General features: G+C 72.6%; 23 protein-coding genes and 1 riboswitch. Of the genes, 14 read left to right on the top strand and 9 right to left on the bottom strand.

Features of this window, described 5'->3' with window-relative positions:
* Positions 1-144 precede the first annotated feature (144 nt).
* Positions 145-549: a hypothetical protein gene (locus IEJ02_RS02415; RefSeq protein WP_191063139.1), complete on the top strand. Its 405-nt coding sequence runs from the start codon at positions 145-147 to the stop codon at positions 547-549.
* On the opposite strand, the gene IEJ02_RS02420 is transcribed toward IEJ02_RS02415, so the two are convergent.
* Positions 514-1349 (bottom strand): IS5 family transposase gene (locus IEJ02_RS02420; protein WP_106969212.1). Its coding sequence is split into 2 segments (ribosomal slippage): positions 514-1004 and positions 1004-1349, totalling 837 coding nucleotides; the frame shifts between segments, so codons are not numbered across the junction. The two genes, IEJ02_RS02415 and IEJ02_RS02420, sit on opposite strands and share 36 nt — an antisense overlap.
* A gap of 87 nt (positions 1350-1436) precedes the next feature.
* Here IEJ02_RS02420 and IEJ02_RS02425 point away from each other — a divergent pair.
* On the top strand, positions 1437-1730 hold the full coding sequence (locus tag IEJ02_RS02425) for a hypothetical protein (RefSeq protein ID WP_037947102.1): 294 nt from the start codon (positions 1437-1439) through the stop codon (positions 1728-1730).
* Positions 1731-2287: 557 nt separating this feature from the next.
* Here IEJ02_RS02425 and IEJ02_RS02430 read toward each other — a convergent pair.
* The 3 genes from IEJ02_RS02430 to IEJ02_RS02440 form a co-directional block, all read right to left on the bottom strand.
* Complete coding sequence (locus IEJ02_RS02430; RefSeq protein WP_191063140.1) at positions 2288-3400, bottom strand: glucosidase family protein; 1113 nt, start codon at positions 3398-3400, stop codon at positions 2288-2290.
* Positions 3397-4131 carry a class I SAM-dependent methyltransferase gene (locus IEJ02_RS02435; RefSeq protein WP_191063141.1) on the bottom strand — a complete coding sequence of 245 codons (735 nt, stop codon included), beginning with the start codon at positions 4129-4131 and terminating at the stop codon, positions 3397-3399. Before IEJ02_RS02435 ends, IEJ02_RS02430 begins: the two co-directional genes overlap by 4 nt.
* 140 nt (positions 4132-4271) lie before the next feature.
* Positions 4272-5612 carry a glycosyltransferase family 4 protein gene (locus IEJ02_RS02440; protein ID WP_191063142.1) on the bottom strand — a complete coding sequence of 447 codons (1341 nt, stop codon included), beginning with the start codon at positions 5610-5612 and terminating at the stop codon, positions 4272-4274.
* Between the two features lie 403 nt (positions 5613-6015).
* On the opposite strand from IEJ02_RS02440, the gene IEJ02_RS02445 reads away from it, so the two are divergent.
* Together IEJ02_RS02445 and IEJ02_RS02450 are read left to right on the top strand one after the other, a co-directional pair.
* Positions 6016-6630, top strand: a complete 615-nt coding sequence (locus IEJ02_RS02445; protein WP_191063143.1) for a TetR family transcriptional regulator — start codon at positions 6016-6018, stop codon at positions 6628-6630.
* Positions 6631-6833: 203 nt separating this feature from the next.
* The gene (locus IEJ02_RS02450) at positions 6834-7454 is read left to right on the top strand and encodes a response regulator transcription factor (RefSeq protein WP_174890135.1); all 621 of its coding nucleotides are present in this window, start codon (positions 6834-6836) and stop codon (positions 7452-7454) included.
* A 47-nt stretch (positions 7455-7501) separates the two neighbouring features.
* Here IEJ02_RS02450 and IEJ02_RS02455 read toward each other — a convergent pair whose 3' ends face one another.
* Positions 7502-7735: a ferredoxin gene (locus IEJ02_RS02455; protein ID WP_037947116.1), complete on the bottom strand. Its 234-nt coding sequence runs from the start codon at positions 7733-7735 to the stop codon at positions 7502-7504.
* The gene (locus tag IEJ02_RS02460) at positions 7735-9201 is read right to left on the bottom strand and encodes an aldehyde dehydrogenase (RefSeq protein ID WP_191063144.1); all 1467 of its coding nucleotides are present in this window, start codon (positions 9199-9201) and stop codon (positions 7735-7737) included. Before IEJ02_RS02460 ends, IEJ02_RS02455 begins: the two co-directional genes overlap by 1 nt.
* Before the next feature lie 181 nt (positions 9202-9382).
* Between IEJ02_RS02460 and IEJ02_RS02465 the strand changes: the two genes are divergently transcribed.
* From IEJ02_RS02465 to IEJ02_RS02500, 8 genes are all read left to right on the top strand, one after another.
* Entirely contained in the window at positions 9383-10435 is a 1053-nt protein-coding gene (locus IEJ02_RS02465) for a Strvi_7410 family MBL fold metallo-hydrolase (RefSeq protein WP_191063145.1), read from the top strand.
* Positions 10436-10537: 102 nt separating this feature from the next.
* Positions 10538-12130, top strand: coding sequence for a cytochrome P450 (locus tag IEJ02_RS02470; protein WP_191063146.1), 1593 nt, complete (start codon positions 10538-10540; stop codon positions 12128-12130).
* A gap of 72 nt (positions 12131-12202) precedes the next feature.
* Positions 12203-12742, top strand: a complete 540-nt coding sequence (locus IEJ02_RS02475) for a GNAT family N-acetyltransferase (protein WP_191063147.1) — start codon at positions 12203-12205, stop codon at positions 12740-12742.
* Positions 12743-12798: 56 nt separating this feature from the next.
* A riboswitch (cobalamin riboswitch) is annotated at positions 12799-12873 on the top strand.
* 174 nt (positions 12874-13047) lie between these two features.
* Positions 13048-14331 carry an SCO2321 family membrane protein gene (locus tag IEJ02_RS02480; protein WP_191063148.1) on the top strand — a complete coding sequence of 428 codons (1284 nt, stop codon included), beginning with the start codon at positions 13048-13050 and terminating at the stop codon, positions 14329-14331.
* A 242-nt stretch (positions 14332-14573) separates the two neighbouring features.
* Positions 14574-15185, top strand: coding sequence for an SCO2322 family protein (locus IEJ02_RS02485; RefSeq protein WP_223863329.1), 612 nt, complete (start codon positions 14574-14576; stop codon positions 15183-15185).
* A gap of 17 nt (positions 15186-15202) precedes the next feature.
* Entirely contained in the window at positions 15203-16699 is a 1497-nt protein-coding gene (locus IEJ02_RS02490) for an energy-coupling factor transporter transmembrane component T (protein ID WP_317985701.1), read from the top strand.
* Positions 16696-18318 (top strand): ABC transporter ATP-binding protein, encoded by a 1623-nt coding sequence (locus IEJ02_RS02495; RefSeq protein ID WP_191063150.1) that lies wholly within the window; start codon positions 16696-16698, stop codon positions 18316-18318. Before IEJ02_RS02490 ends, IEJ02_RS02495 begins: the two co-directional genes overlap by 4 nt.
* Before the next feature lie 89 nt (positions 18319-18407).
* On the top strand, positions 18408-19199 hold the full coding sequence (locus tag IEJ02_RS02500) for an ECF transporter S component (RefSeq protein ID WP_137980703.1): 792 nt from the start codon (positions 18408-18410) through the stop codon (positions 19197-19199).
* Between the two features lie 73 nt (positions 19200-19272).
* Here the strand turns inward: IEJ02_RS02500 and IEJ02_RS02505 are convergent, their stop codons facing one another.
* Positions 19273-19839, bottom strand: a complete 567-nt coding sequence (locus IEJ02_RS02505) for a hypothetical protein (protein ID WP_223863282.1) — start codon at positions 19837-19839, stop codon at positions 19273-19275.
* Positions 19840-20127: 288 nt separating this feature from the next.
* The gene (locus tag IEJ02_RS02510) at positions 20128-21297 is read right to left on the bottom strand and encodes a steroid 3-ketoacyl-CoA thiolase (protein ID WP_191063151.1); all 1170 of its coding nucleotides are present in this window, start codon (positions 21295-21297) and stop codon (positions 20128-20130) included.
* A 251-nt stretch (positions 21298-21548) separates the two neighbouring features.
* On the opposite strand from IEJ02_RS02510, the gene IEJ02_RS02515 reads away from it, so the two are divergent.
* Together IEJ02_RS02515 and IEJ02_RS02520 are read left to right on the top strand one after the other, a co-directional pair.
* Complete coding sequence (locus tag IEJ02_RS02515) at positions 21549-22781, top strand: cytochrome P450 (RefSeq protein ID WP_191063152.1); 1233 nt, start codon at positions 21549-21551, stop codon at positions 22779-22781.
* A gap of 64 nt (positions 22782-22845) precedes the next feature.
* Positions 22846-23445 carry an HD domain-containing protein gene (locus IEJ02_RS02520; RefSeq protein WP_191063153.1) on the top strand — a complete coding sequence of 200 codons (600 nt, stop codon included), beginning with the start codon at positions 22846-22848 and terminating at the stop codon, positions 23443-23445.
* Between the two features lie 82 nt (positions 23446-23527).
* Here IEJ02_RS02520 and IEJ02_RS02525 read toward each other — a convergent pair whose 3' ends face one another.
* Positions 23528-24157: a superoxide dismutase family protein gene (locus tag IEJ02_RS02525; protein WP_191063154.1), complete on the bottom strand. Its 630-nt coding sequence runs from the start codon at positions 24155-24157 to the stop codon at positions 23528-23530.
* Positions 24158-24250: the final 93 nt, after the last annotated feature.

The raw sequence follows: 24250 nt of genomic DNA on the forward strand, positions 1-24250 counted from the left end.
ACCGACCGCCTCGTGCCCGGGCCGGCCGAACCGCCTCGCACGGGTGTGCGGCCGCGCTGGGTTTGGCTCCACTTAGAACCCCTAACGGAATGACCTTTTGGGGTTGGCTGCCCGGCGTGTGGTGTTGTCGGGCAGCATGGGGCGATGGACTTCGATCAGCCGCTGCCTCGCGAGGTGAAGGTCATCGATTCAGCCTCGCTGTTCCGGCTGGAGGAGCGGGCGCATGGCCTCGGTCTGAGCCAGCGGTTGGACCCAGCGTGGGTGCAGGCGAATGCGGCGCCCGACGGAGCCCACTACCTGTGGCCGGCCCTGTGGCACAGCCTGTCGCACCGTCCGGACGTTCCACGTCACCTGCGGTGCGAGCTGTTGATCACTCTGCGCGCGGGAGACCGCGTGCGGAGCCTGCTGGACGTGCTTCCCGACACCTTCATCCCGCTGCCGAGGGTGACCTCACGCGAAGAGGGGACACAGGTCGGCGAACTGCTCGATCGTGCTCCTTCGGTCAGGGAATGGCTACTGCGGGAGGGCGAGGGCTCGGACCTGCTGTGACAGGCGTCGCCAGCAGATGAGTGCGCATCCGAGGGTGAGGAAGGCTTCGTGGATGTCGTCGCGGATCTCCCAGCGGATCCGCAGGCGGCGGAACCAGTGCAGGTGGGCGAAGGCGCGCTCGACAACCCATCGTTGGGTGCCGAGCCCCGAGCCGTGTTCGGTGCCGCGTCGTGCGATCAGTGGCTTCATTCCGAGCGCGCGGACGAGGCGGCGGTATTTGTCGTGGTCGTAGCCGCGGTCACCGAGAACGGCGTCGGGGCGACGCCGGGGCCGGCCCCGCTTGCCCCGAACGGGCGGCACTGCCTGGAGCAGGGGGATGAGCTGGGTGACGTCATTGCGGTTGCCGCCGGTCAGGGTGACGGCGAGCGGGATGCCGGTGGCATCGGTGATCAGGTGGTGCTTGCTGCCCGTCCTGCCCCGGTCGACTGGGCTTCGTCCCGTCTTGGGGCCCCTTTTAGCGCCCTGATGTGGGAGCCGTCGACGGCCGCCAGGGAGAAGTCCAGGGCGCCCGCGCTGCGGAGCTTGGCCAGGAGCGTTTCGTGGAGCCGGGGCCATACGCCGGCCTCGGTCCACTCGGCCAGGCGCCGCCAGCACGTCATGCCCGAACCGAAGCCGAGCTCCTGCGGCAGGTGTTCCCAGGCCATCCCGGTATGCAGCACGAACAAGATGCCCTGGAAGACCAGCCGGTCCGGATGCCGCTTCCGTCCTGGATGCCGGACTCGACGCTCAACCCTGGGCAGCAGCGGCTCGATCACCGCCCACAACTCGTCATCGACTTCCCACGGCTTCGGCCGAGCCACTCCGCACCCCGATCAACGATCCCAGAGCGATCCAACCACCTCGAAGATCAATTCGTTAGGAGTTCTTAGGGCGGCAACACGTGAGGCATGTCACGAAGTTATCGCCACGGAAGCAACCAGGCGGCGACCGTCGTGGCGGTCGTCGCGGACGTCATGGCCGTGATCCTCGGCCTCTGGATCCTGTTCGCCCTTCTCGACGCCAACCGCGCCAACGACCTCGTCACGGTGGTCCACGACGCGGCGAGCTGGCTCGCGGGCTGGTCCCATGACCTCTTCACGATGGACACGGACTGGCTCCGAACCGTCCTCAACTACGGCCTGCCGGCCGTGGTGTACCTCTTCATCGGCCACGCCATCGCCGGCCGACTCCGCCGCGGCTAGGCACGCCCGCGGCGGCCCTTTCCCCTACCCGCCCCTTCCCACAACTGGGGCTGCGCCCCAGACCCCCGGGGGCCCGGCTCCGCCCCGAAGGGGCGCGGGGAACTGCGCGACCAGCCACGACCACGCCGCGGAAGATCCACGGCATGGCAAGACACTCACCTGACAACATGCGGCTCCGCCCCGAAGGGGCGCGGGGAACTGCGCGACCAGCCACGACCACGCCGCGGATGACCGACGGCATGGCGAGGCACTTCCCCCACCCACCCCATCCCACAACTGGGACCACGCCACAGACCCCCCGGGGGGCCCGGCTCCGCCCCGAAGGGGCGCGGGGAACTGCGCGGCCAGCCACGACGGCGTCGGGGATGACCGACGGCGTGGCGAGGCACTTCCGTGGAGCGTTACCGGGTGCCCGGCGGACCTTTCCCCGCCCCACCCCTTCCCGCAGCATCGATATGCGGCTTCGCCCCCGGGGTCTGGGGCAGAGCCCCAGTTGTGGGAAGGGGCGGGTAGGGGAACAGCCCGCCGCAGGCGTCACCAACCTCCGGTCAGCACACCTAGGCGCAGCAGTCCGAGTCCAGCCCCCGCGGCAGGCGCTCACCGCCGAAGACGGCCGTGGTCGCCTCGTCACCGCCCAGCGCCGCCACGGCCAGCAGCAGCGACCCGGCCGTCCAAGTGGTGCGCTCCTCCGGCCAGACCGCGTCGTCCTCGAAGACGTACCCGGTCCAGTACATGCCGTCCTCGGCGCGCAGCGTCGGCTGGATCCACCGCAGGATGTCCACCGCGCGGTCGGACTCCCCCATCACCCAGAGCGCGAGCGCCAGTTCGCAGCTCTCGCCGCCGGTGACCCAGGGGTTGGGCGAGACGCAGCGCACCCCGAGCCCGGGGACGACGAAGCGGTCCCAGCCCTCCTCGATGCGCTCCTTGGCTGCGGCGCCGGTGACCGCGCCGCCGAGGACCGGGTAGTACCAGTCCATCGAGTAGCGGTGCTTGTCCAGGAACCGCTCGGGGTGGTGGCGCAGGGCATGGCCGAGCAGCCCGGCCGACAGCTCCCAGTCGGGCTGGGGCTCCTCGCGGTGCTCCGCGATGGCCAGGGCGCAGCGCAGCGCCTGGTAGACGGACGAGGAGCCGGTCAGCAGGGCGTCGGGGTCCACGGTGCCGTCGGCGCGGTGCCGCCAGCCGATCTGGCCGCCGCTCTGCTGCAGCCCGAGCACGAACTCGATGGCGGCGAAGACGGTGGGCCAGATCCGGTCGAGGAAGGCGTCGTCGCCCGTGGAGAGGTAGTGGTGCCAGGCGCCGACCGCCACGTAGGCGCAGAAGTTGGACTCCCGGCCGCGGTCGGTGGGGTCGGCGGCGGCCACGCCGTCCGGGGTGTCGGGGTAGGCCGCGTACCACGAGCCGTCGGGGTTCTGGTGCCGGGCCAGCCAGCGGTAGGCGGCCGCGGCGCGCTCGTGCTCGCCCGCCGCGTCCAGCGCCATCGCGGACTCGATGTGGTCCCAGGGGTCGAGGTGGTGGCCGCGGAACCACGGTATGGCGCCGTCCGCGCGCTGGACGGCGGCGATGCCCTCGACCGTGCGCAGCACCTGTTCGGGGCTGAGCACCCCGGGCAGCGCGAGCCGTTCGGTGCGGGGGCCGGGGCGGGGGCCGGGGCGCGGTCCGAGCGCCGTCACGCCCGCTCCTCACGCGGGGCGTGGGGCTTGGTCGCGTACGCCACGAAGCTCTTGCCGATGACGGGGTTCAGGGCGCGCTCGGCGAGCCGCGTGGCCAGCGGCTTCTTCATGATGTCCCACACCAGCAGTTGGTGGTACGCGCGCACCGGCAGCGCCTTGTCGTTGTCCACCCCGAAGGCGCACTTGAGCCACCAGTAGGGGCTGTGCAACGCGTGGGCGTGGTGGGTGCCGTACGGCCGCAGCCCGGCCTCGCGCATCCTCTCCAGCAGCTCGTCGGCGCGGTAGATGCGGATGTGGCCGCCCTCGACCTCGTGGTAGGCGTCCGACAGCGCCCAGCAGACCTTCTCCGGGCCGTAGCGGGGCACGGTGACGGCGATCCGGCCGCCGGGCCTGAGCACCCGCACCATCTCGGCGAGCACGCCCTTGTCGTCGGGTATGTGCTCCATCACCTCGGAGATGATGACCACGTCGAAGCTGTCGTCGGGGAAGGGCAGGGCGAGGGCGTCGCCCTCCATGGCGGTGGCCGTGGCGCCCGCCGGGGCCTCACCGGCCTCCTTCATGGCGGCGAACCACTTGGCCACCTCGCGTATCTCCTCGCCGTTGCGGTCGAGCGCCACGACCTGGGCGCCACGCCGGTAGCACTCGAAGGCGTGCCGTCCGGCGCCACAGCCGAGGTCGAGGACGCGATCGCCGGGGGCGAGGGGGAAGCGGGAGAAATCGACGGTCAGCACGGGGGTCTGCTTTCGTCCGGCGGATTCGTGAGGCGGGAGAGGAAGGGAGAGGTCGGGAGTCGGGGGGTGCGTCGGGGAGTCGGGAGGCGTCGGGGGATCGGAGAGGCGGGAGTCGGGAGAGGCAGGGGCGGGGCGGGAGCTCAGCGGCGGGCGGCGGCCCGCGCGGAGGCGCCGATGGCCCGGCGGTACTGCTCGACGGTGCCGCGGGCGGCCTGCTCCCAGGTGAAGCGCCGCAGCACCCGTTCCCGGCCGGCCGCGCCCAGCCGTCGTCTGAGGTCGGCGTCGCCCAGCAGCCGGGTCAGGGCCGCGGCGAGCGCGTCGGCGTCGCCGGGCGGTACGGCCAGACAGGTCTCGCCGTCGACCCCGGCGACCTCGGGTATCGCGCCGCCGGTGGTGGCGACCAGCGGGGTGCCGGTGGCCATGGCCTCGGCGGCGGGCAGCGAGAACCCCTCGTACAGCGAGGGCACGCAGGCGATCTGGGCGCCGCGCACCAGGTCCACCAGTTCGGCGTCGCTGATGCCCTTGACGAACTCGACGGCGCCCTCGAGCCCGTGGCGCGCCATGGTGGTGGCCACCGGCCCCTCCTGCGGCCGCTTGCCGACGACGACCAGATGGGCCTCGGGGTTCTCGGTGCGGACCTTGGCCAGCGCCTCGACCAGATACACCAGACCCTTGAGCGGCACATCCGCGCTGGAGGTGGTGACGATGCGGCCGGGGGTCTCCGGGACGGCGGGGTCGGGCGAGAACAGGCCGGTGTCCGCGCCGATGTGCACCACATGGATCCGGTCCGGCCGCACCCCGAGGTCGTCCACGATCTCCCGGCGGGAGGAGCCGGAGACGGTGAGCACCGAGGGCAGCCGCCGGGCCACCCGCTTCTGCATCCGGGTGAAGCCGTACCAGCGGCGCACGGAGAACCGGCGCTTCCAGCCGTCGGCGGCGTCCAGCTCCAGCCGGCGGTCGACGGTGATCGGGTGGTGGATGGTGGTCACCAGCGGGAAGCCGAGCCTCTCCAGGCCCAGCAGCCCGTAGCCCAGGGTCTGGTTGTCGTGGACGACGTCGAACTCGCCCGCGCGCGCGGCGAGATGGCGGCGGGCGCGCAGGCTGAAGGTGAGCGGCTCGGGGAAGCCGCCGGTCCACATGGTGGAGACCTCCAGGGCGTCGATCCAGTCCCGGTACTCCTCCCGCCGGGGGGTGCGGAACGGGTCGGGCTGGCGGTAGAGGTCGAGGCTGGGCAGCTCGGTGAGGGTGACGCCCGCCTCGGCGTCGAGCACCGGATACGGCTGGGCGCCGATGACCTCGACGGTGTGGCCGAGCCGGGCGAGCTCGCGGGAGAGATGGCGCACATAGACGCCCTGGCCCCCGCAGAATGGATTCCCCTTGTAGCTGAGCAGCGCGATGCGCAGCGGCCGTTCCTCGGTGGCGGTGGGGGGCCCTGCTCGATCCGGGTCGACCCCGGTCTCCTGCGCGGCCTCTGCGGTCACTCGCGCCCCCTCCTTGGTGCAGTTCAGCGGGAGCGTATCCGCTTCCGTTTATCTAGAACAAGTTTCACTAACGCATCGTCCGAGGAGTCACGAAGATACCTGCCCCGGGCGACCTCTCCAGGGCCCGGGCAGGTGATCCCTACCACTCGGTAGCCGGAACATGAGGAGAAGTTGACGACGGGGGTGTGCACCGGGTGCGCCCTCGCCGACGCGACCGCCAACGCGACCGTGGGCGCCGCCCGGCGGCAACGTGTCCCAACTGCGCGGACACGGGCGCTTCGGGGAGGACCCGCGCTAGCCTAGAACGAGTTCCAGTGACTCGCAGGCCCGGGACGGTCCTGCCATCATGCACGATGTCCGCTTGTCGCCGACCCGCAGACGCAACACATTCGAAGTGGGACAAATGACCGCAGAAGTCAAGCCGGCCGCCCTGCAGCTGACCGAGCGGCAGGAGGCGCGCCGCCGGCGCATCCTGCACGCCAGCGCCCGGCTGGCCAGCCGGGGCGGCTTCGACGCGGTCCAGATGCGCGAGGTCGCGGAGAACTCCGGGGTGGCGCTCGGCACCCTCTACCGCTACTTCCCCTCCAAGGTCCATCTGCTGGTCGCCACGATGCAGGATCAGCTCCAGCACATGCACGAGACGCTGCGCAAGCGGCCGCCGACCGAGGAGGAGCCGGCCGCCCGGGTCGCCCAGACCCTGATGCGCGCCTTCCGCGCGCTGCAGCGCGAACCCCATCTGGCCGACGCGATGGTGCGCGCGCTCACCTTCGCCGACCGGTCGGTCAGCCCGGAGGTGGACACGGTCTCCCGGCTCACCACCGCGATCATCCTCGACGCGATGGGCCTGGACGAGGCCCCGACCGCCGAACAGCTCTCGGCGGTCCGCGTCATCGAGCACACCTGGCATTCGGCGCTGATCACCTGGCTCTCGGGGCGTGCCTCGATCGCCCAGGTGAAGATCGACATCGAGACCGTCTGCCGTCTGATCGACCTCACCGCCCCCGCCCCGGCCCGGTAGCCGGACGGACGGCACATCAGGGGCGCGCACGCCAATTCCTGCGCCCCCTCGAGCTTCTGGACGGGGTTTGTGCGCCCTTGCGCCCCCCATTGGCTCAAATTCCGCGTTCACGCCCTGCCCAATCCCGGTATTCATGAACGGCACGCGACAGAGCGACAACGGCGCGCGACGAGAAAACCGCATCGTGGGGGGTGGAGAAGTTCGTGATCCGGTTGCTTCTGGTACACGACTCTGGATTGCTGAGATCGGCCCTGGCATCCGTGATAGGGGCCGAACCGGACATCGAGGCGACCGCGTGCTCCTGGCGCGACGCGCGTAGCAGAGCCCGTTCCTTACAGCCGCAGGTGTGCGTGGTGGACACGGACAGCCCGGCGGCCGACAAGGCGGCGCGGAAGGGCGAGTGGGGGAAGTTCGTGGCATCCGCCTCCGGGCAGGGCGGGGACTGCGGACTGCTGGTGCTGGTCAACTCGGAGCGGCCGGGTCCGCTGCGCCGCGCCCATGAGGCCCGGGCGCTCGGCTACGTCGACAAGGACGCCCCGCCACAACGGCTGATCGAGGCCATACGACAGGTGGCGAAGAAGGAGCGGTACGTGGACGACGCGCTCGGCTACGGCTTCCTCCAGGCGGCCAAGATCCCGCTGACCGAGCGCGAGCTGGGCGTGCTGTCGCTGGCCGCCGACGGCGCCTCCATACCGGAGATCGCCCGTACGCTGCACCTGTCCACCGGGACGATCCGCAACTACCTGGCCGCGATCACCCGGAAGACCGGGGCGCGCAACCGCGTGGACGCCATACGGATATCGCAGTGCGAGGGCTGGGTCTGAGATCGGGGCACGGGGGCCGCTGCTCCGGCGGGCGGCGGCCGGCGGAGCTACTCGTCGGGGGGAAAGACCTGTTCACCGGTTTCCGACAGCCGGATGGCGATCGCCTCGACCGGGCAGCCCTCGGCCGCCGCGAGCACCGCCTCGGAAGCGTCGGCCTCCGTCTCGACCGGATGCGACTGCCGCGCCCCGTCGAGCCGGAAGCCTCCGGGGGCGGTGCTCACGCACATCCCCGAGCCGATGCACACGCCACGGTCCACCTCGATCCGCCAGCGGTCCCCCATCAGCTCGGCTCCCCGTCCCAGCCCTGGGGCAGGTGGATCATCTTGTGCTCCAGGTACGCGGAGAACCCCTCCGGGCCGAACTCCCGGCCCAGGCCGGAGTTCTTGTAGCCGCCGAACGGCCCGAGCATGTCGAGGCTGAAGGTGTTGACCGAGTAGGTGCCGGTGCGGACGCGCCGTGCGAAGTCGATGCCGTGCCCGACGTCCGCCGTCCAGACGGAGCCGGACAGCCCGTAGTCGGAGTCATTGGCGATCCGGGCCGCCTCCTCCTCGTCCCCGTACGGCAGCAGACAGATCACCGGGCCGAAGATCTCCTCACGGGCGATCCGCATGTCGTTGCCGACGTCGCCGAAGAGCGTGGGCTCCACGTACCAGCCGGTCTCCTGGGCCTCCGGACGGCCGCCGCCGGTCAGCACCTTGGCGCCCTCCCGCTGCCCCAGCGCGATGTAGTCCAGCGACCGCCGCTGCTGCCGCCGCGCCACCAGTGGCCCGACCTGGGTGGCCGGATCCAGCGGGTCGCCGACGACCAGGGCGGAGGCGGCGGCCGCGAACCGCTCGGCGATCTCGTCGTAGAGGGTGCGCGGCGCGAGGATCCGGGTCTGGGCCACACACGCCTGTCCGTTGTTCATCCAGGCGTTGGGCACGATCCCGGCGACGGCCGCCTCCAGGTCCGCGTCCGGCAGGATCACCGCGGCCGACTTGCCGCCCAGCTCCAGCGTGACCCGGGTCAGATGGCGCGAGGCCACCTCCATCACCCGCTTGCCGGCCGCGACCGAGCCGGTGAACGACACCTTGTCCACGCCCGGGTGGCCGACCAGGTACTCGCTGACCTCGCGGTCGGCCGGAAGGATCGACAGCACCCCCTCGGGCAGCCCCGCCTCGGCCGCGATCTCCGCCAGGATGTAGGAGTCCAGCGGCGTCTCGGGCGACGGCTTGAGGATCACCGAGCACCCCGCGAGCAGCGCGGGAGCCAGCTTCGCGGCCGCCACGAACTGCGGTACGTTCCACGGCACCACGGCCGCGACCACCCCGACCGGCTCCCGCCGCACCAGCAGCGGCCCGAGCACCCCGGCCCGCCGCTCCTCGTAGACGAAGTCGCGGGCCACGGTGATGGCCGCGTCCCACACCATCATCGCGCCGAGCGCCTGGGCGAGGACGCTCCAGGAGTACGGGGAGCCGTTCTGCGCGCTGATGACGCGGGCGATCTCCTCGTGGCGTACGGCGATGGCGTCCTTGATCCGGGTGACCACCGCGATCCGCTCGTCCAGGCTCGTCCGGGCCCAGGGGCCCTCGTCGAACGCCGTACGCGCCGCCGCGACCGCCCGGTCCACATCGGCGCGGGAGGCGTGCGGCACCCGGCCGATGACCTGCTCGGTGTGCGGCGAGACGACCTCGATGGTGTCCTCGCCCGCCGGATCGGCCAGCGCGCCGCCGATGAAGAGCTGCCCGTGCTCGATGAGGTCGTCCATCGCTGATGCCTTCCGGCCGATGACTGAGGGGTGGGTCTGACTGAGGGGGTACGGGTACGTACGGCCGGCCCGCCCAGGGGCCGGGGCCCCGAGAGGGGCAGCCAATATCTGACGCTGCATCAGAACTGATACCAGTTCTCGCTATAGTGGGCAATGCTTGTGTCGAGGAGAGGGGGAGCCGATGGCGCAGGTGACGCGGGTGACCGACCATGGCGGCGGAGTGTGGAGCATCCCGGTCCCGATCCCCGACAACCCGCTCGGGCACACCCTGGTCCACCTCCTCGACACCGACCGCGGCCCGGTCCTGATCGACACCGGCTGGGACGACCCCACGGCCTGGGACGCCCTCACCGCCGGGCTCGCCGCGTGCGGCGCCTCCGTCGCCGATGTCCACGGCGTCCTCGTCACCCATCACCACCCCGACCACCACGGGCTGTCCGGCCAGGTGCGGGAGGCGTCCGGGGCGTGGATCGCCATGCACGCCGCCGACGCCCAGGTCGTCCGGCGCACCCGCGAGGCCGAGCCCTCCCGCTGGCTGGACTACCTGGAGGAGAAGCTCGGCGCGGCCGGGGCGCCCGAGGAGCATCTGGCCCCGCTGCGCGCCACCCGCGCGTCCGGCCGTACGGGCCTCCCCGGGCAGCGGGCCGCGCTCCCCGACCGCGAGATCGTCCCCGGTGAGCTCCTCGAACTGCCGGGCCGCCGGCTGCGCGCCATCTGGACCCCCGGCCACACCCCCGGCCATGTCTGCCTCCACCTCGAAGAGGCCCATCCGGCCGCCGGGGAGGGGCTGCCCGGCCATGGCCGGCTGTTCTCCGGGGACCATCTGCTGCCCGAGATCAGCCCCCATATCGGGCTCTACGAGGACCCCGACGACGCGACCGTCACCGATCCGCTCGGCGACTACCTCGACTCCCTCGAACGCGTCGCCGCCCTCGCCCCCGCCGAGGTGCTCCCCGCCCATCAGTACGCCTTCACCGACGCCCCGGCGCGGGTGCGGGCGCTGCTGGACCACCACGAGGAGCGGCTGGCCGGGCTGCTGGCGCTGCTGACCACCCCGCTCACCCCGTGGCGGCTGGCCGAGGCCATGGAGTGGAACCGCCCGTGGGAGCAGATCCCCTTCGGCTCCCGCAATATCGCGGTCTCGGAGGCGGAGGCGCATCTGCGCCGGCTGGTGAAGCTGGGCAGGGCGGAAGCGGTGCCGGGCAGCGATCCCGTGGTGTACCAGGCGATGTGAGTGACGCATGGGGTGCCGGTTCGACGAACCGGAAGCTAGCCTTACCGACCTGGCGCACACGCCCGCGCACACCCCGTAACAGCCGTATCAGCAGGAGCATGCGTGACAAGCCCCACCCGCGATTCCGACCCGACTCCGACGGCCGATCCGGCGGCAGGCCCGTCAGATCCGGCAGCAGGCCCGGCAGATCCGGCGGCAGGCCCGGCAGATCCGGCCGCTGATCCGGCCCCGCCCCCGGGTTGCCCCGCGCACTCCGGCCAGGCCCCGGCCGGGCACAGGCTCGAGTCGCTGCACAGCCCCGAGTTCGCCGCCGACCCGGCCGCCACGTACGCCCGCCTGCGGGAGTACGGGCGGATCGCGCCCGTGGAGCTGGCGCCCGGCGTCCCCGTCTCGCTCGTCACCAGCTATCAGACCGCGCTGGACATCCTGCGCGGCCCCGAGACGTTCTCCAAGGACGCGCGCCACTGGCAGGCCCTCGCCGACGGCACCATCCCCATGGACAACCCCGTGGTGCCGATGATGATGTACCGGCCGAACGCGCTGTGCAGCGACGGCGAGGAGCATCACCGGCTGCGCTCGGCGATCTCGGACACCCTCGACCGCCTGGACATCCACGCGCTGCGCCGCTACGTGGAGCGGAGCGCCGACTTCCTCATCGACCTCTTCGGCCCCAGGGGCGAGGCCGATCTGCTCAAGGAGTACTCCGCCCGGCTTCCCCTGCTCGTCTTCAACCAGCTCTTCGGCTGCCCGCCCGAGCTGAGCGACAAGCTGGTCCGGGCGCTCTCGGCGCTCTTCGACGTCACCGAGGACTCCGAGCAGGCCAACGCCCTCCTCGCGGAGACCCTGTTCCAGCTCGTCGCCCTCAAGCGGCAGGAGCCGGGCCCGGACATGACGTCCTGGCTGATCGCCCACCCCGCCGAGCTCACCGACGAGGAGCTGATCCACCAGATCGTCGTCCTGGTCGGCGCGGGCACCCAGCCCCAGCAGAACCTGATCTGCAACGGGCTGTTGCTGCTGCTGTCCGACGAACGGTTCCGGGGCGATCTCGCGGGCGGCACCATGCTGATCGAGGACGCGCTCAACGAGGTCCTGTGGAAGGACCCGCCGCTGGCCAACTTCTGCGTCCACTACCCGCGCCACGACGTCACGGTCGACGGGCACCGGCTGCCCAAGGGCGACCCCGTCGTCATCAGCCTCGCAGCCGCCAACAACGACCCGTACCTGCTGTCGAACCGGCGTGGCAACCGGGCGCATCTGGCGTGGAGCGCGGGCCCGCACACCTGCCCCGCGAAGGACCCGGCCCAGCTGATCGCCTCCGTCGCCATCGAGAAGCTGCTCGACCGGCTGCCCGATCTCGAACTGGCCGTTCCCGCCGAGGCGTTGGAGTGGCGGCCCGGCCCCTTCCACCGGGCCCTGGCCGCGCTGCCGGTGCGCTTCCCCCGGACGGCCGCCAAGTCCGATGAGGCGCTGGCCGAGATGGCGGCCGCGGCGACCGCGGCCATCTCGGGGGCCGTGGGCAGGACGCCCCCGGCCGCCCGGGCGGACGCCCCGGACGACGGCCCCGGCGGGACCGCGCCCTCGGCGGACCCCGCGTCCGCCACCACGGAGCCGGAACCGGAAGCCGAATCCGGCGCCGAGCACGAGGCCCGGCGCCGCTGGTGGAAGTCCCTGGCCCAGTGGTGGCGCCGCGGGTAGCGGAGAGCCGGGTCCAGCAGGTGCGCGGTATCGGATTGCCGGGTGGTGCCCGGCCGCGTAGCGTCGCGGCGCATGACCCCGACGCTGCGCACCGCGCGCCTGCTGCTCGAGCCGTACCGGCCCGAGGACGAGGACGCCTTCGTGGCGCTGTTCCAGGACCGGCGGGTGTGCCGCTGGCTGGGGGACGGCAGGCTCGCCCCGGAGGCCGAGGACCGGGCGCTCTTCGGGCGGATCTTCACCAAGGTCTACGCCCGGCGGCTGTTCGACGTATGGGCCGTCCGTGAGGACGGCCGGTACGTCGGCCACGCCGAGATCAAGCCGACCGAGGCCGTCGGCGGCCACGAGATCGTCTACGCGCTGGCGCCGGAGGCGTGGGGGCGCGGTCTGGGGAGCGAGCTGGCCGAGGCCGTCGTCGGCCACGGCTTCGGCGCGCTCGGGCTGAGCGAGGTGCACGCCACGGTCATGGCGGCCAACGAGGCGTCGCTGACCCTGCTCACCCGGCTCGGCTTCGCGCACCGCCGTGATGTCGAGGAGGACGACGGCACGACGACGCGCTGTCTCACGGTCGTCCGGGGCGAGGGCCGTCGACCGGCCCCATCCGTGGGCGGCTGAGAGCGCCCGATAAGTCGGCCGATAAGCTGTCCGTAAACTTCATACGCGTCCGATCGGGGGAAGCCGGTGCGATTCCGGCGCTGACCCGCAACCGTGAGCGCGCCCTACGGGGCGTACGAGCCGGAACACCCGGGCGGGCGCGACGACGCAGGCTCCCGCCGCCGGACGACCGGCGGCGGCACCGTCGAGGTATGCGGAGCTGAGCCGGGTGCCAGGCGTGCCGCGGAGCGTTTCCGCGTGCGGCGCGGCTGGACGGCCGTGCGCGGCTGCGTGCGCCCGTCCACCGACCGAGAGGCACCACAGCCATGAACATTCGCCGCAGCGTGGCGGCTCTTTCCCTCTGCGCCGCCTGCGCCGTCCTGGGCGCGGCCGCCGCGCCCGCCGCCGTGGCCGACGACGGCCCGGCCGGGCGTGCCAAGGGGCTCTACGGCGCCAAGGACCCGAAGTTCGACGGGGTGTGGCGGCAGTCGCTGGCGCTGCTCGCCCAGGACGCGGTGGGCGTCACCCCGGCAAAGTCGGCCGTCGACTGGCTGGCCGGGCAGGGGTGCGAGGACGGCGGCTTCGCGGCGTACCGCGCGGACCCGTCCACGGCGTGCGACCCGAAGAAGGGCGAGTTCACGGACGCGACGGCGGCGGCGGTCCAGGCACTGGCCGCGGTGGGCGGCCGCTCCGGCACCGTGGAGAAGGGCATCGGCTGGCTGAAGCGCCACCAGAACGAGGACGGCGGCTGGGGCATGAACCCGGGCGGCCCGAGCGACGCCAACTCCACCGCGGCGGCGATCGGCGCCTTCGCCGCCACCGGCCAGGACCCGGCGAAGGTGACGCCGGCCTCGGGCAAGGGCGGCAAGACCCCGTACGACGCCCTGCTCGGCCTGCAACTGGACTGCTCGGCGAAGGCGGAGGAGCGCGGGGCGTTCGCGTACACGGCGGCCAAGGGCGAGCCCGTCGCCAACGAACTGGCCACCGCGAGCGCCGCGCTGGCCGCGCGGGGCAAGGGCTTCGTCTTCGAGACCGTCGGCAAGGACAGCGGCGCCGAGCCGAAGCCGCTGCGCTGCGCGGGCGGAAAGGGCGGGGCCGGTTCGCCCGAGGACGCCGCCGAGGCCGCCCTGGCCCACCTCTCCCGCGTCATGTCCGACACCGACGCACACCTGAAGTCGGCCATGCCCGGCGCCAAGGACCAGCCCGACTTCGGCGGCACGGCCGACGCGGTGGTGGCGCTCGCCGCCGGTGAGCACAGCGCGGCCGCGGGCAAGCCCCTCCAGTGGCTGCAGAGCAAGGACAGCGGCGCGGCGGCCTGGGCCAAGGGCGACCCCGGCGCCCTCGCCAAACTGATCCTCGCGGCCCACGCGGCCGGCGCCAACCCCCGCGACTTCGGCGGCGCCGACCTCGTCCGCCAACTGAACGCCACCGGCCCGAGGCCCGAAGCGGCGGCCCCGGGCGCGGAGTCGGACGGGAACGGCAAGAGCGAGGAGAAGAAGGACGACAGCGGCGGCGGGATCGGCGGCGTCTGGTGGACCGTCGGCGTCTGCGCGGTCGCCGGTATGGGCATCGGCTTCCTCCTGAGCGGCCGGAAGAGGCGACAGCTTTGAGCCCGCGCAGGGATGCGGCCCCGACGCGCCCCCGAGCGACTTCCGCCTGGCGCGCCACCCAGACGGCTCCGACCCCGCGCGCCGACGCGCCCCGGGCCCCGCACAACAGCCCGGCCCCGGCCCCGCGCGCGGACGCGGCTTCCCCACCACGTACCCGTGCGCCTTTCGCCCGGTGCGGCCGCGCGGCGCGGCTGTCGCTGACCGCCGTCGCCCTGCTGCTGCCCGTCGTCGCCCTGTTCGCGATGGTCGGCGCGGGCCAGGCCCAGGCCGACGACGGGTATCGCTACTGGTCGTTCTGGCAGCGGGGCGGGGACGGCGGCAGTTGGAGCTATGCCACGCAGGGGCCCTCCTCGGCGCGGCCTGACGACGGCGACATGGTCGGTTTCCGCTTCGCGGTCAGTGAGGACTCGGACGACGCCACCCGGCCGCGCGGCATGGCCGACTTCGCCGCCGTCTGTGCCGACACCCCGGCCACGGACGGCACCAAACGGGTCGCGGTCGTCATCGACTTCGGTACGGCCACCGACGCGCCCGACCGCCGGACGCCGCCCGCGCCCCGTACCGAATGCGCGCGGGTCGGCGAGGACGCGACGGCCGGAGACGCGCTCGCCGCCGTCGCGAAGCCGCTGCGCTACAACTCCGCCGCGCTGCTGTGCGCCATCTCCGGCTATCCGGAGACGGGTTGCGGGGACAAGGTGAGCACTTCCGTGGACGCCCACGCCGCCCCGAAGGGTGATGGCGGCAAGGCGGGCGACGGCGGCTCAGGCCCCTCGGCCGGGCTGATCGGCGGGCTCGCCGCCGTCGTCCTGCTCGGCGCCGCGGCGGTCTGGCAGGCGCGCCGCCGTCGCGTATGAGCGCACGGAAGACCGCCATGCCACCGCGCACCACGGCCACGACCGCGGCCACGGCCACGGCCCCGCGCCGCCCCGGCGTCGGCTTCCGCAGCAGGCTTCGCAATGGGTTCCGCAACGGCTTCCGCGCCCGGCTGCGAGCCGGCACCCCGCGCGGCGGCAGCGCCCTGCACGCCGGGGCCTGGTGGCTGTGGGCGCTCGGGCTGGCCACGGCCGCGTCCCGGACCACCAACCCGCTGCTGCTCGGGCTGCTCATCGCGGTCGCGGGCTATGTGGTGGCCGTGCGCCGCACGGACGCGCCATGGGCCCGCTCGTACACCGCGTTCCTCAAGCTGGGCCTCGTGGTGCTGGCCATCCGGCTGTTCTTCGCGGTCTTCTTCGGCTCGCCGATCCCCGGGACGCGGGTGCTCTTCACGCTCCCCGAAGTCCCGCTGCCCCACTGGGCGCAGGGCGTGCGCATCGGCGGCCGGGTGTCGGCCGAGGGGCTGGTGTTCGCGCTGTACGACGGGTTGCGGCTGGCCGCCCTGCTGATCTGCGTCGGCGCCGCGAACGCGCTCGCCAGCCCGGCGCGGCTGCTCAAGTCGCTGCCCGGCGCGCTCTACGAGGCCGGGGTCGCGGTCGTGGTGGCGATGACCTTCGCACCCCATCTGGTGGCGGACGTCACTCGGCTGCGCTCCGCCCGCCGTCTGCGCGGCCGCCCCGACCGTGGGGTGAAGGCGCTGCTCCAGGTCGGCCTGCCGGTGCTGGAGGGCGCGCTGGAACGGTCGGTGGCCCTGGCGGCGGCGATGGACGCGCGCGGCTACGGCCGCACCGCCCAGGTCCCGCCCGCCGTCGCCCGTACCACCACCGCGCTGACGCTGGGCGGGCTGCTCGGCGTCTGCTGCGGTACGTACGGCCTGCTCGCGGCGGAGGGCGCGGGCTACGGACTGCCGCTGCTGCTCGCCGGGCTCGCCGCCGCGCTCGGCGGCCTGTGGCTGGGCGGCCGCCGCTCGGTGCGCAGCCGCTACCGCCCGGACCGCTGGGGCGTACGGGCGTGGCTGGTGGCGGGGTCGGGAGCGGCGGTCGCGGCGCTGATGATCCGCGCCGCCTCCTACGCCCCACAGGCCCTTCAACCATCGGTCGTCCCGCTCACCACCCCGACCCTGCCGCTGTGGCCCGCGGCGGGAGTACTCCTGGGCCTCCTCCCGGCACTGGCGGCCCCGGCCCCGGCACGGGCCGCGTCCGCTGGGTCGGCCCCGGCACACGACACCCCCACCGGACCGGCCCGAGGCCGGAACCTTGAGCACGCGGAGCCCCCGGACTCCGGCACCGGCCCCCGGCCCGCTGCCGGGCCGCACCCCGGGCCGCACCCCGGGCCGCACGGCACGGCGGCGGAGCCGCGCCCGGACCCGGCCCCCGGGACGCCACCCGCCCCGGCACCGGCCCCCGACGACAACCACCCCACCGCACACACCCGACCCCGCGCCCATGGCGATGCGCGAGCCGGGGCGGGGCCCGAGGAGGGCAGCACGCAGTGATCCGCTTCGATCAGGTGTCGGTCCACTACGACGGTGCGGCGCGGCCCGCCCTCGCGGGGGTCGACCTGACCGTTCCCGAGGGCGAGCTGTGTCTGCTCGTGGGCCCGTCCGGAGTCGGCAAGTCGACACTCCTGGGGGCCGTCTCCGGTCTCGTACCGCATTTCACCGGCGGCACCCTGCGCGGCCGCGTCACCGTCGCGGGCCGGGACACCCGTACCCACAAGCCGCGCGAACTCGCCGACGTCGTCGGCACCGTGGGCCAGGATCCGCTCGCCCACTTCGTCACCGACACCGTCGAGGACGAGCTGGCGTACGGCATGGAATCGCTCGGCGTCGCCCCGGACACCATGCGCCGCCGGGTCGAGGAGACGCTGGACCTGCTGGGCCTCGCCGAGTTGCGGGACCGTCCCATCGCCACGCTCTCCGGCGGGCAGCGGCAACGCGTGGCGATCGGCTCGGTGCTCACCCCCCACCCCCGCGTGCTGGTCCTCGACGAGCCGACCTCCGCGCTCGACCCGGCCGCCGCCGAGGAGGTGCTGGCCGTGCTGCAGCGGCTGGTGCACGACCTGGGCACCACGGTCCTGATGGCCGAACACCGCCTCGAGCGCGTGGTGCAGTACGCGGACCAGATGATCCTGCTCCCCTCCCCCGGCGCCGCCCCGCTGACCGGCGCACCGGCCGAGCTGCTGCCGCTGTCGCCCGTGCGGCCGCCCGTGGTGGCGCTGGGCGCCCTCGCGGGGTGGCCCTCGCCGGTGCCGCTGTCCGTACGGGACGCGCGCCGCAAGGCGGGGCCGCTGCGGGAGCGGCTGGCGCCGCTCGCCCCGCGGGCGGTGGCCGACCCGCCGCCGGGCGAGCCGGTGGGCGAGGTGGCGCGGCTGGTCGTCCGCCACGGCCGGGTGGAGGCGCTGCGCGGGGTGGACCTGACGGTGCGGCCGGGCGAGACGGTGGCGCTGATGGGGCGCAACGGCGCGGGCAAGTCCACGCTTCTGGCCAGTCTCGTCGGGCTGCACGAACCGGCTTCGGGCTCGGTGCGCGTCGGCCCGGGCCGGGTCGTACCGCACCGCACCCGCCCCGCCGAACTGCTGCGCCAGGTGGGCCTCGTACCGCAGGAGCCGCGCGATCTGCTCTACGCGGACACGGTCGCCGCCGAGTGCGCGGCGGCGGACAGGGACGCGGGCGCGGCGCCCGGCACCTGCCGTGAGCTGGTGGGCCGGCTGCTGCCTGAGGTGGCGGACACCGCCCATCCGCGCGATCTGTCGGAGGGGCAGCGGCTGGCGCTGGCCCTGTCCGTCATCCTCACCGCCCGCCCGCCCCTGCTGCTGCTCGACGAGCCCACGCGCGGGCTCGACTACGCGGCGAAGGCGCGCCTGGTGGAGGTGGTGCGCGGGCTGGCCGCTGACGGCCACGCGACCGTACTGGCCACCCACGATGTGGAACTCGCGGCCGAACTCGCCCACCGCGTCGTCATCCTGGCCGAGGGCGAGGTGGTCGCGGACGGCCCCACGGCGGAGGTGGTGGTCTCCTCCCCCGCCTTCGCACCGCAGGTGGCCAAGGTGCTCGCGCCCCTGCCGTGGCTGACGGTGCCGCAGATACGCGAGGCGCTGGAGGCAGCGCCGTGAGCGGGACATCACCGAGCGGGCCGCACCGGGCGGAGCGGGAAAAGCGGGAACAACGGGAACAGCGGGAACGCGGCGGCAGGACGAAGGCCATACGCCTCGGCCCGCGCTCCGTGGCGGCGCTCGCGCTCGTCTCCGCGATCGGTGTCGTCGCCTTCGGCTGGCCGCTGTTCGCACCGGGCGACTCCGGGATCACCACCCACGCCGCCGACGCGCCCTGGCTGTTCGCCGCGCTGCTCCCGCTCCTGCTGGCCGTGGTCGTGGCGACCATCGCGGACACCGGTCTGGACGCCAAGGCCGTCGCGATGCTCGGGGTGCTGGCGGCGGCGGGCGCGGCCCTGCGGCCGCTGGGCGCGGGGACGGCCGGGATCGAGCCGATGTTCTTCCTGATGGTGCTGTCGGGACGGGTGCTGGGCCCCGGTTTCGGCTTTGTCCTCGGCGCCGTCTCGATGTTCGCGTCCGCGCTGCTCACGGGCGGGGTGGGCCCGTGGATGCCGTTCCAGATGCTGGCGATGGGCTGGGTGGCGATGGGCGCGGGGCTGCTCCCCGGCGCCGCCCGGCTGCGCGGCCGGGCGGAGGCGCTGCTGCTCGCGGGGTACGGGGCGGTGGCGTCCGTGGCCTACGGAACGGTCATGAACCTCCAGGGCTGGACCCTGCTGCAGGGCATGGCCTCGGGGATCTCCTACGTCCCCGGCGACCCGCTCGGCGACAACCTCGCCCGCTTCGTGGCGTACTGCCTGGCCACCTCGCTGGGCTGGGACCTGCCGCGCGCCCTGGTCACGATGGTGCTCACCCTCACCCTCGGCGGACCGGTGCTGCGGGCGCTGCGCCGGGCCACGCGCCGGGCGGCGTTCGAGGCGCCGGTGGCGTTCGGGGACAGATAGCCGGACGGGCCCGGCGCGTCATCCGCACCGGGCCCGCCCTCCGTCCTGGTTCCTGATTACTCCTGGTGGCGCGTCAGTTCTGGTGGAAGACGCTGGCGTCCCACTGGGCGGCCCACCTGCCGTCCCCGAACCGCAGGTTGGCCGTGCACTTGTAGGTGTCACCGTCGCAGTTCAGGGCGGTCACCGGCACCGGGGCGGCGGCCTCCCGCGGCGCCTTGACCGTCTTCGCCGACGCGGCGGACACGGCATGGGACACGGCCTGGTGGAACACATTGGCGTTCCACTGGGCGACCCACCTGCCGTCGCCGAACTGCAGCCCGGCGGTGCACTTGTAGGTGTCCCCGTCACAGGTGAGGGTCGTGACCGGGACCGGGGCCGCGGCGATGTGCCGCGCGTCCGCCGACCGGGTGGCCCGCTGATGGCTCGCCGCGCTCTGGTGGAATACGTTCACATTCCACTGCGCGACCCACCTTCCGTCACCGAACCGCAGGTTGGCCGTGCACTTATAGGTATCGCCGTCGCAGTTGAGGCTCGTCACGGGGACGGGCGCGGCGTTGGCCGCCGGGGCGACCGCCGTGGCGGCCAGGGCCAGGGCTCCCAGCCCCAGGAACGTACCGGTGAGCATTCGGCGAGCTGACATGTCGTCGCTTCCCTTCGACTCTGGCCACACAAGGTGTACGATTCCTCGCAAAACACCTCAAGAGGCCAATCCGATGACATCCCAGAGATTAGCCGTCCTTAAATGCTTTTCATGTGCTCGTCGTATATGAACTCATATGCGAAACAGCCCCCGTTACAGCGATGGCGGTCACCGTGGATTGACGATTCCAGGCATACGAAAACGGCGGCGCCCCAAGGGGCACCGCCGAGGAATCGATACCGCCGAAATCCAAGCCCCGGATTCCGGTCGATCAGCGCTCGACTGTCACTACAGCCGCTGAATGATCGTGCCCGTGGCCAGCGCACCGCCCGCGCACATCGTGATCAGCGCGAACTCCTTGTCCGCGCGCTCCAGTTCGTGCAGCGCCGTCGTGATCAGGCGCGCCCCCGTGGCCCCCACCGGGTGCCCCAGGGCGATCGCGCCGCCGTTCACGTTGACTTTCTCCAGGTTCTGCTCGAAGACCTGCGCCCAGGACAGCACCACCGAGGCGAACGCCTCGTTGATCTCGATCAGGTCGATGTCCTTCAAGGTCATCCCGGCCTTGCCCAGGACCGCCTTCGTGGCGTCGATCGGCCCGTCCAGATGGAAGTGCGGATCGGTGCCGACCAGGGCCTGGGCCACGATGCGGGCGCGGGGGCGGAGTTTGAGGGCGCGGGCCATGCGCTTGGAGGCCCACAGGACCGCGCAGGCGCCGTCGGAGATCTGGGAGGAGTTGCCCGCGGTGTGCACGGCGGTGGGCATGATGGGCTTGAGCCCGGCCAGCGCCTCCATGCTGGTGTCGCGCAGCCCCTCGTCCCGGTCGACGGCGCGCCACATGCCCTCGCCGGCCGTCTGCTCCTCCTCCGTCGTGGGCACCTGCACCGCGAAGGTCTCGCGCTTGAACCGCTCCTCGGCCCAGGCCCGTGCCGCCCGCTCCTGGGAGATCAGCCCGAGGGCGTCCACCCTCTCGCGGGTCAGGCCGCGGTTGCGGGCGATCCGTTCGGCGGCCTGGAACTGATTGGGCAGATCCACGTTCCACTCCTCGGGGAACGGTTTGCCCGGGCCGTGCTTGGAGCCGCTGCCCAGTGGCACCCTCGACATGGCCTCGACGCCGCAGCCGATGCCGACGTCGATGACACCGGTGGCGACCATGTTGGCCACCATATGATTGGCTTGCTGCGAGGAGCCGCACTGACAGTCGACCGTCGTCGCCGCGGTCTCGTACGGCAGCCCCATCGTCAGCCAGGCGGTGCGCGCGGGGTTCATCGACTGCTCCCCGGCGTGGGTGACCGTGCCGCCGACGATCTGCTCGACACAGTCGGGCTGGATGCCGGTGCGGGCGAGGAGTTCGCGGTAGGTCTCGCCGAGCAGATAGGCGGGGTGGAGGTTGGCGAGCGCGCCTCCGCGCCTGCCGATGGGCGTGCGGACGGCTTCGACGATGACGGGTTCGGCGGCCATGGCTGTCTCGTCCTCTCATCGCATCCACGGGGCTCCCGGCAGCGCCCGCAGTCAGAACTAGTACGCGTTCTAGTTCTTCAGCTCAGTCTGCTGAGGTCCGGCCCGGCGGCGCAAGGGTTGTGCAGGGGTTGAGCGGACCATGAGGGGCGCCGACCCTCCGAAACAATGGCCGCGATTTCTCTTGCTACTTGTAGAACCCGTTACTACCTTGCGGACACTTCTGATAGGCCGTCAGATCTCTGGAGTGGCCGATGTCCTGCCCAGCGCTCCCCGAAGGCTTTGACCTCACCGACCCCGACCTCCATCAGCATCGGGTGCCACTCCCGGAGCTCGCCCGGCTGCGGCAGACGGCGCCCGTGTGCTGGATCCCCCAGCCACACGGCGTGGCCGGATTCGACGACGACGGCTACTGGGCCATCACCCGTCATGCCGATGTCAAGGAGGTCTCCACCCGGCCGGAGATCTTCTCCTCCCACGCCAACACCGCGATCATCCGCTTCAACGAGCACATCCAGCGCGATCAGATCGACGTCCAGAAGCTGATCATGCTGAACATGGACCCGCCCGAGCACACCCGGGTCCGCCAGATCGTCCAGCGCGGCTTCACCCCGCGCGCCATCCGCGCCCTCGAGGACGCCCTGCGCGACCGCGCCACCCGCATCGTGACCGGGGCCAGGGAGAGCGGCAGCGGGGACTTCGTCACCGATGTGGCCTGCGAACTGCCGCTGCAGGCGATCGCCGAACTCATCGGCATCCCCCAGCAGGACCGGTCCAAGATCTTCGACTGGTCCAACAAGATGGTCGCGTACGACGACCCGGAGCTGGCCATCACCGAGGAGATCGGCGCCGAGTCGGCCATGGAGCTGATCTCGTACTCCATGAACCTCGCCGCCGACCGCAAGGCGTGCCCGGCCAAGGACATCGTCAGCCGGCTGGTGGCCGCCGAGGACGAGGGCAATCTGGGCTCGGACGAGTTCGGCTTCTTCGTGCTGCTGCTCGCCGTCGCCGGCAACGAGACCACGCGCAACGCCATCAGCCACGGGATGCACGCCTTCCTCACCCACCCCGACCAGTGGGAGCTGTTCAAGGCCGAGCGCCCCGCCACCGCCGCCGACGAGATCGTGCGCTGGGCCACCCCCGTGATGTCCTTCCAGCGCACCGCCACCCAGGACACCGAACTCGGCGGGCAGCGCGTCGCGGCGGGGCAGCGGGTCGGCGTCTTCTACTCCTCCGCCAACAACGACCCCGAGGTCTTCGACCGCCCCGAGGTCTTCGACATCACCCGCGACCCCAACCCCCACCTCGGCTTCGGCGGCGGCGGACCGCACTTCTGCCTCGGCAAGAGCCTGGCGGAGCTGGAGATCCGGCTGATCTTCCACGCCATCGCGGACACCCTCCCGGACATCCGGCTCGCGGGTGAGCCCCGGCGGCTGCGCTCGGCCTGGCTGAACGGGATCAAGGAGCTCAGGGTGACGTACGCGTAAGCGTGAGCTGTTCGTGCCGCGCCAGGAGTCCCACAACCCACCGGGCGGGGGCACACTGACCGCCATGAGCGAGATGTACGGCCCGCACGGCGCGGCGGGCGAGCGTCGAAGACTCTTCGACTTCATAGCCCTCACCGCCCGCCTCCGTGAGATCGAGCGCGCCAACAACGCCACCCCGGAGCGCAAGGAGAGCGTCGCGGAGCACTCCTGGCACCTGGCGATGGTGTGCTGGATCCTGCACGCCGAGTTCGAGCGCGAGGCCGGGCAGCGGCTCGACCTCACCAAGATGCTCAAGCTGTGCCTGATGCACGACCTCGTCGAGATGGACGCGGTGGAGCGGGGCGCCGCGGGCGGCGAGCCCCCGCGCTTCGCCTCGCTCCCCGCGCCGCTCGGGGCCGAACTCCTGGCGCTGTGGCGGGAGTACGAGGAGGGCCGTACGCCCGAGGCGTGCCTGGTGCGCGGGGTGGACCGGCTCAACCCCGCGCTGATGCGGTGCCTGACCGGGCAGGGGTGGGGCGACGTGGCCACGGACACCAACGCCCCGGTGGACGCGGAGGCGCTGGACCGGCTGCACCTGCCGCGGATCGCCGTCAGCGAGACGCTACGGGCGCTGTACGAGGAGATCAGAGACGCATCGGTGGAGGGCGGACTGCTGCCGCCGTGAGCCCTGCCGCCCACCGCCGAGCGCCGGGGACGCCGCGGAATGCCGCCGACGCCCCGACCGCCGCCATGTGAACGGCACGCCGCTACTTGAACGGCACGTTCACACACGCCACCCGGGCGCCGGCCTGCCCGGCCTTGCCCGACGTGGTGTCCGTCGCATGCTTGTGGATCACCACCGAACGGGCCTCACCGGACCGGAAGTTCCACTTCACCCAGGACTTGGCCCAGCCCTTGCCGTTGCCCTTGGTGGTGAGGTCCAGCCACACCTCGTTGTGCGGGTTGGCGTACTTCGGGTTGGTCGAGGGCTGCTTGGGGTCCTTCGTGTTCTGGTAGTGCGGCCCCGACGAGTCGGGCTTGGTGCCACACGGCTTCGTGTGGACGTGGACCCCGAAGTGGTGATCGGCCGCGAGGCCACGCACGCTGATGAACACGAACGTGCCCTTGTGCATCCAGTGGTGGCCGTGCTCCCCACCTTCGTGGTACTTCTCCATGCCCTTGCCGCCCAGCCGCGCCTCCGCGACGAACACCGACGCCGACGTCGGCACCAGCGACTTGTCGTACGTCACCGCACCGGCGGTCTTCGCCTGCGACGCGGGCTGGAACCCGTCGTGGACGAAGACGAAGGGGTGCGGCGGCGCGGCGACCGCGGGGGTCGCCATGGCCATCGACGCGCCCATCGCGACCGCCGCGGTTACTGCCTTCACCAGGGACATCCTCGATCCCTCCTCGGTCGGGGCCCCGCTCCCCGTCTCGATTCCCGGATCCCCCCGTTTAACGCGTTTTCACGCCTTCGCGCCCCCTTCTCA

The sequence above is a fragment of the Streptomyces sp. 5-10 genome (assembly GCF_014712245.1).
GTDB classification, from domain to species: domain Bacteria; phylum Actinomycetota; class Actinomycetes; order Streptomycetales; family Streptomycetaceae; genus Streptomyces; species Streptomyces violaceusniger.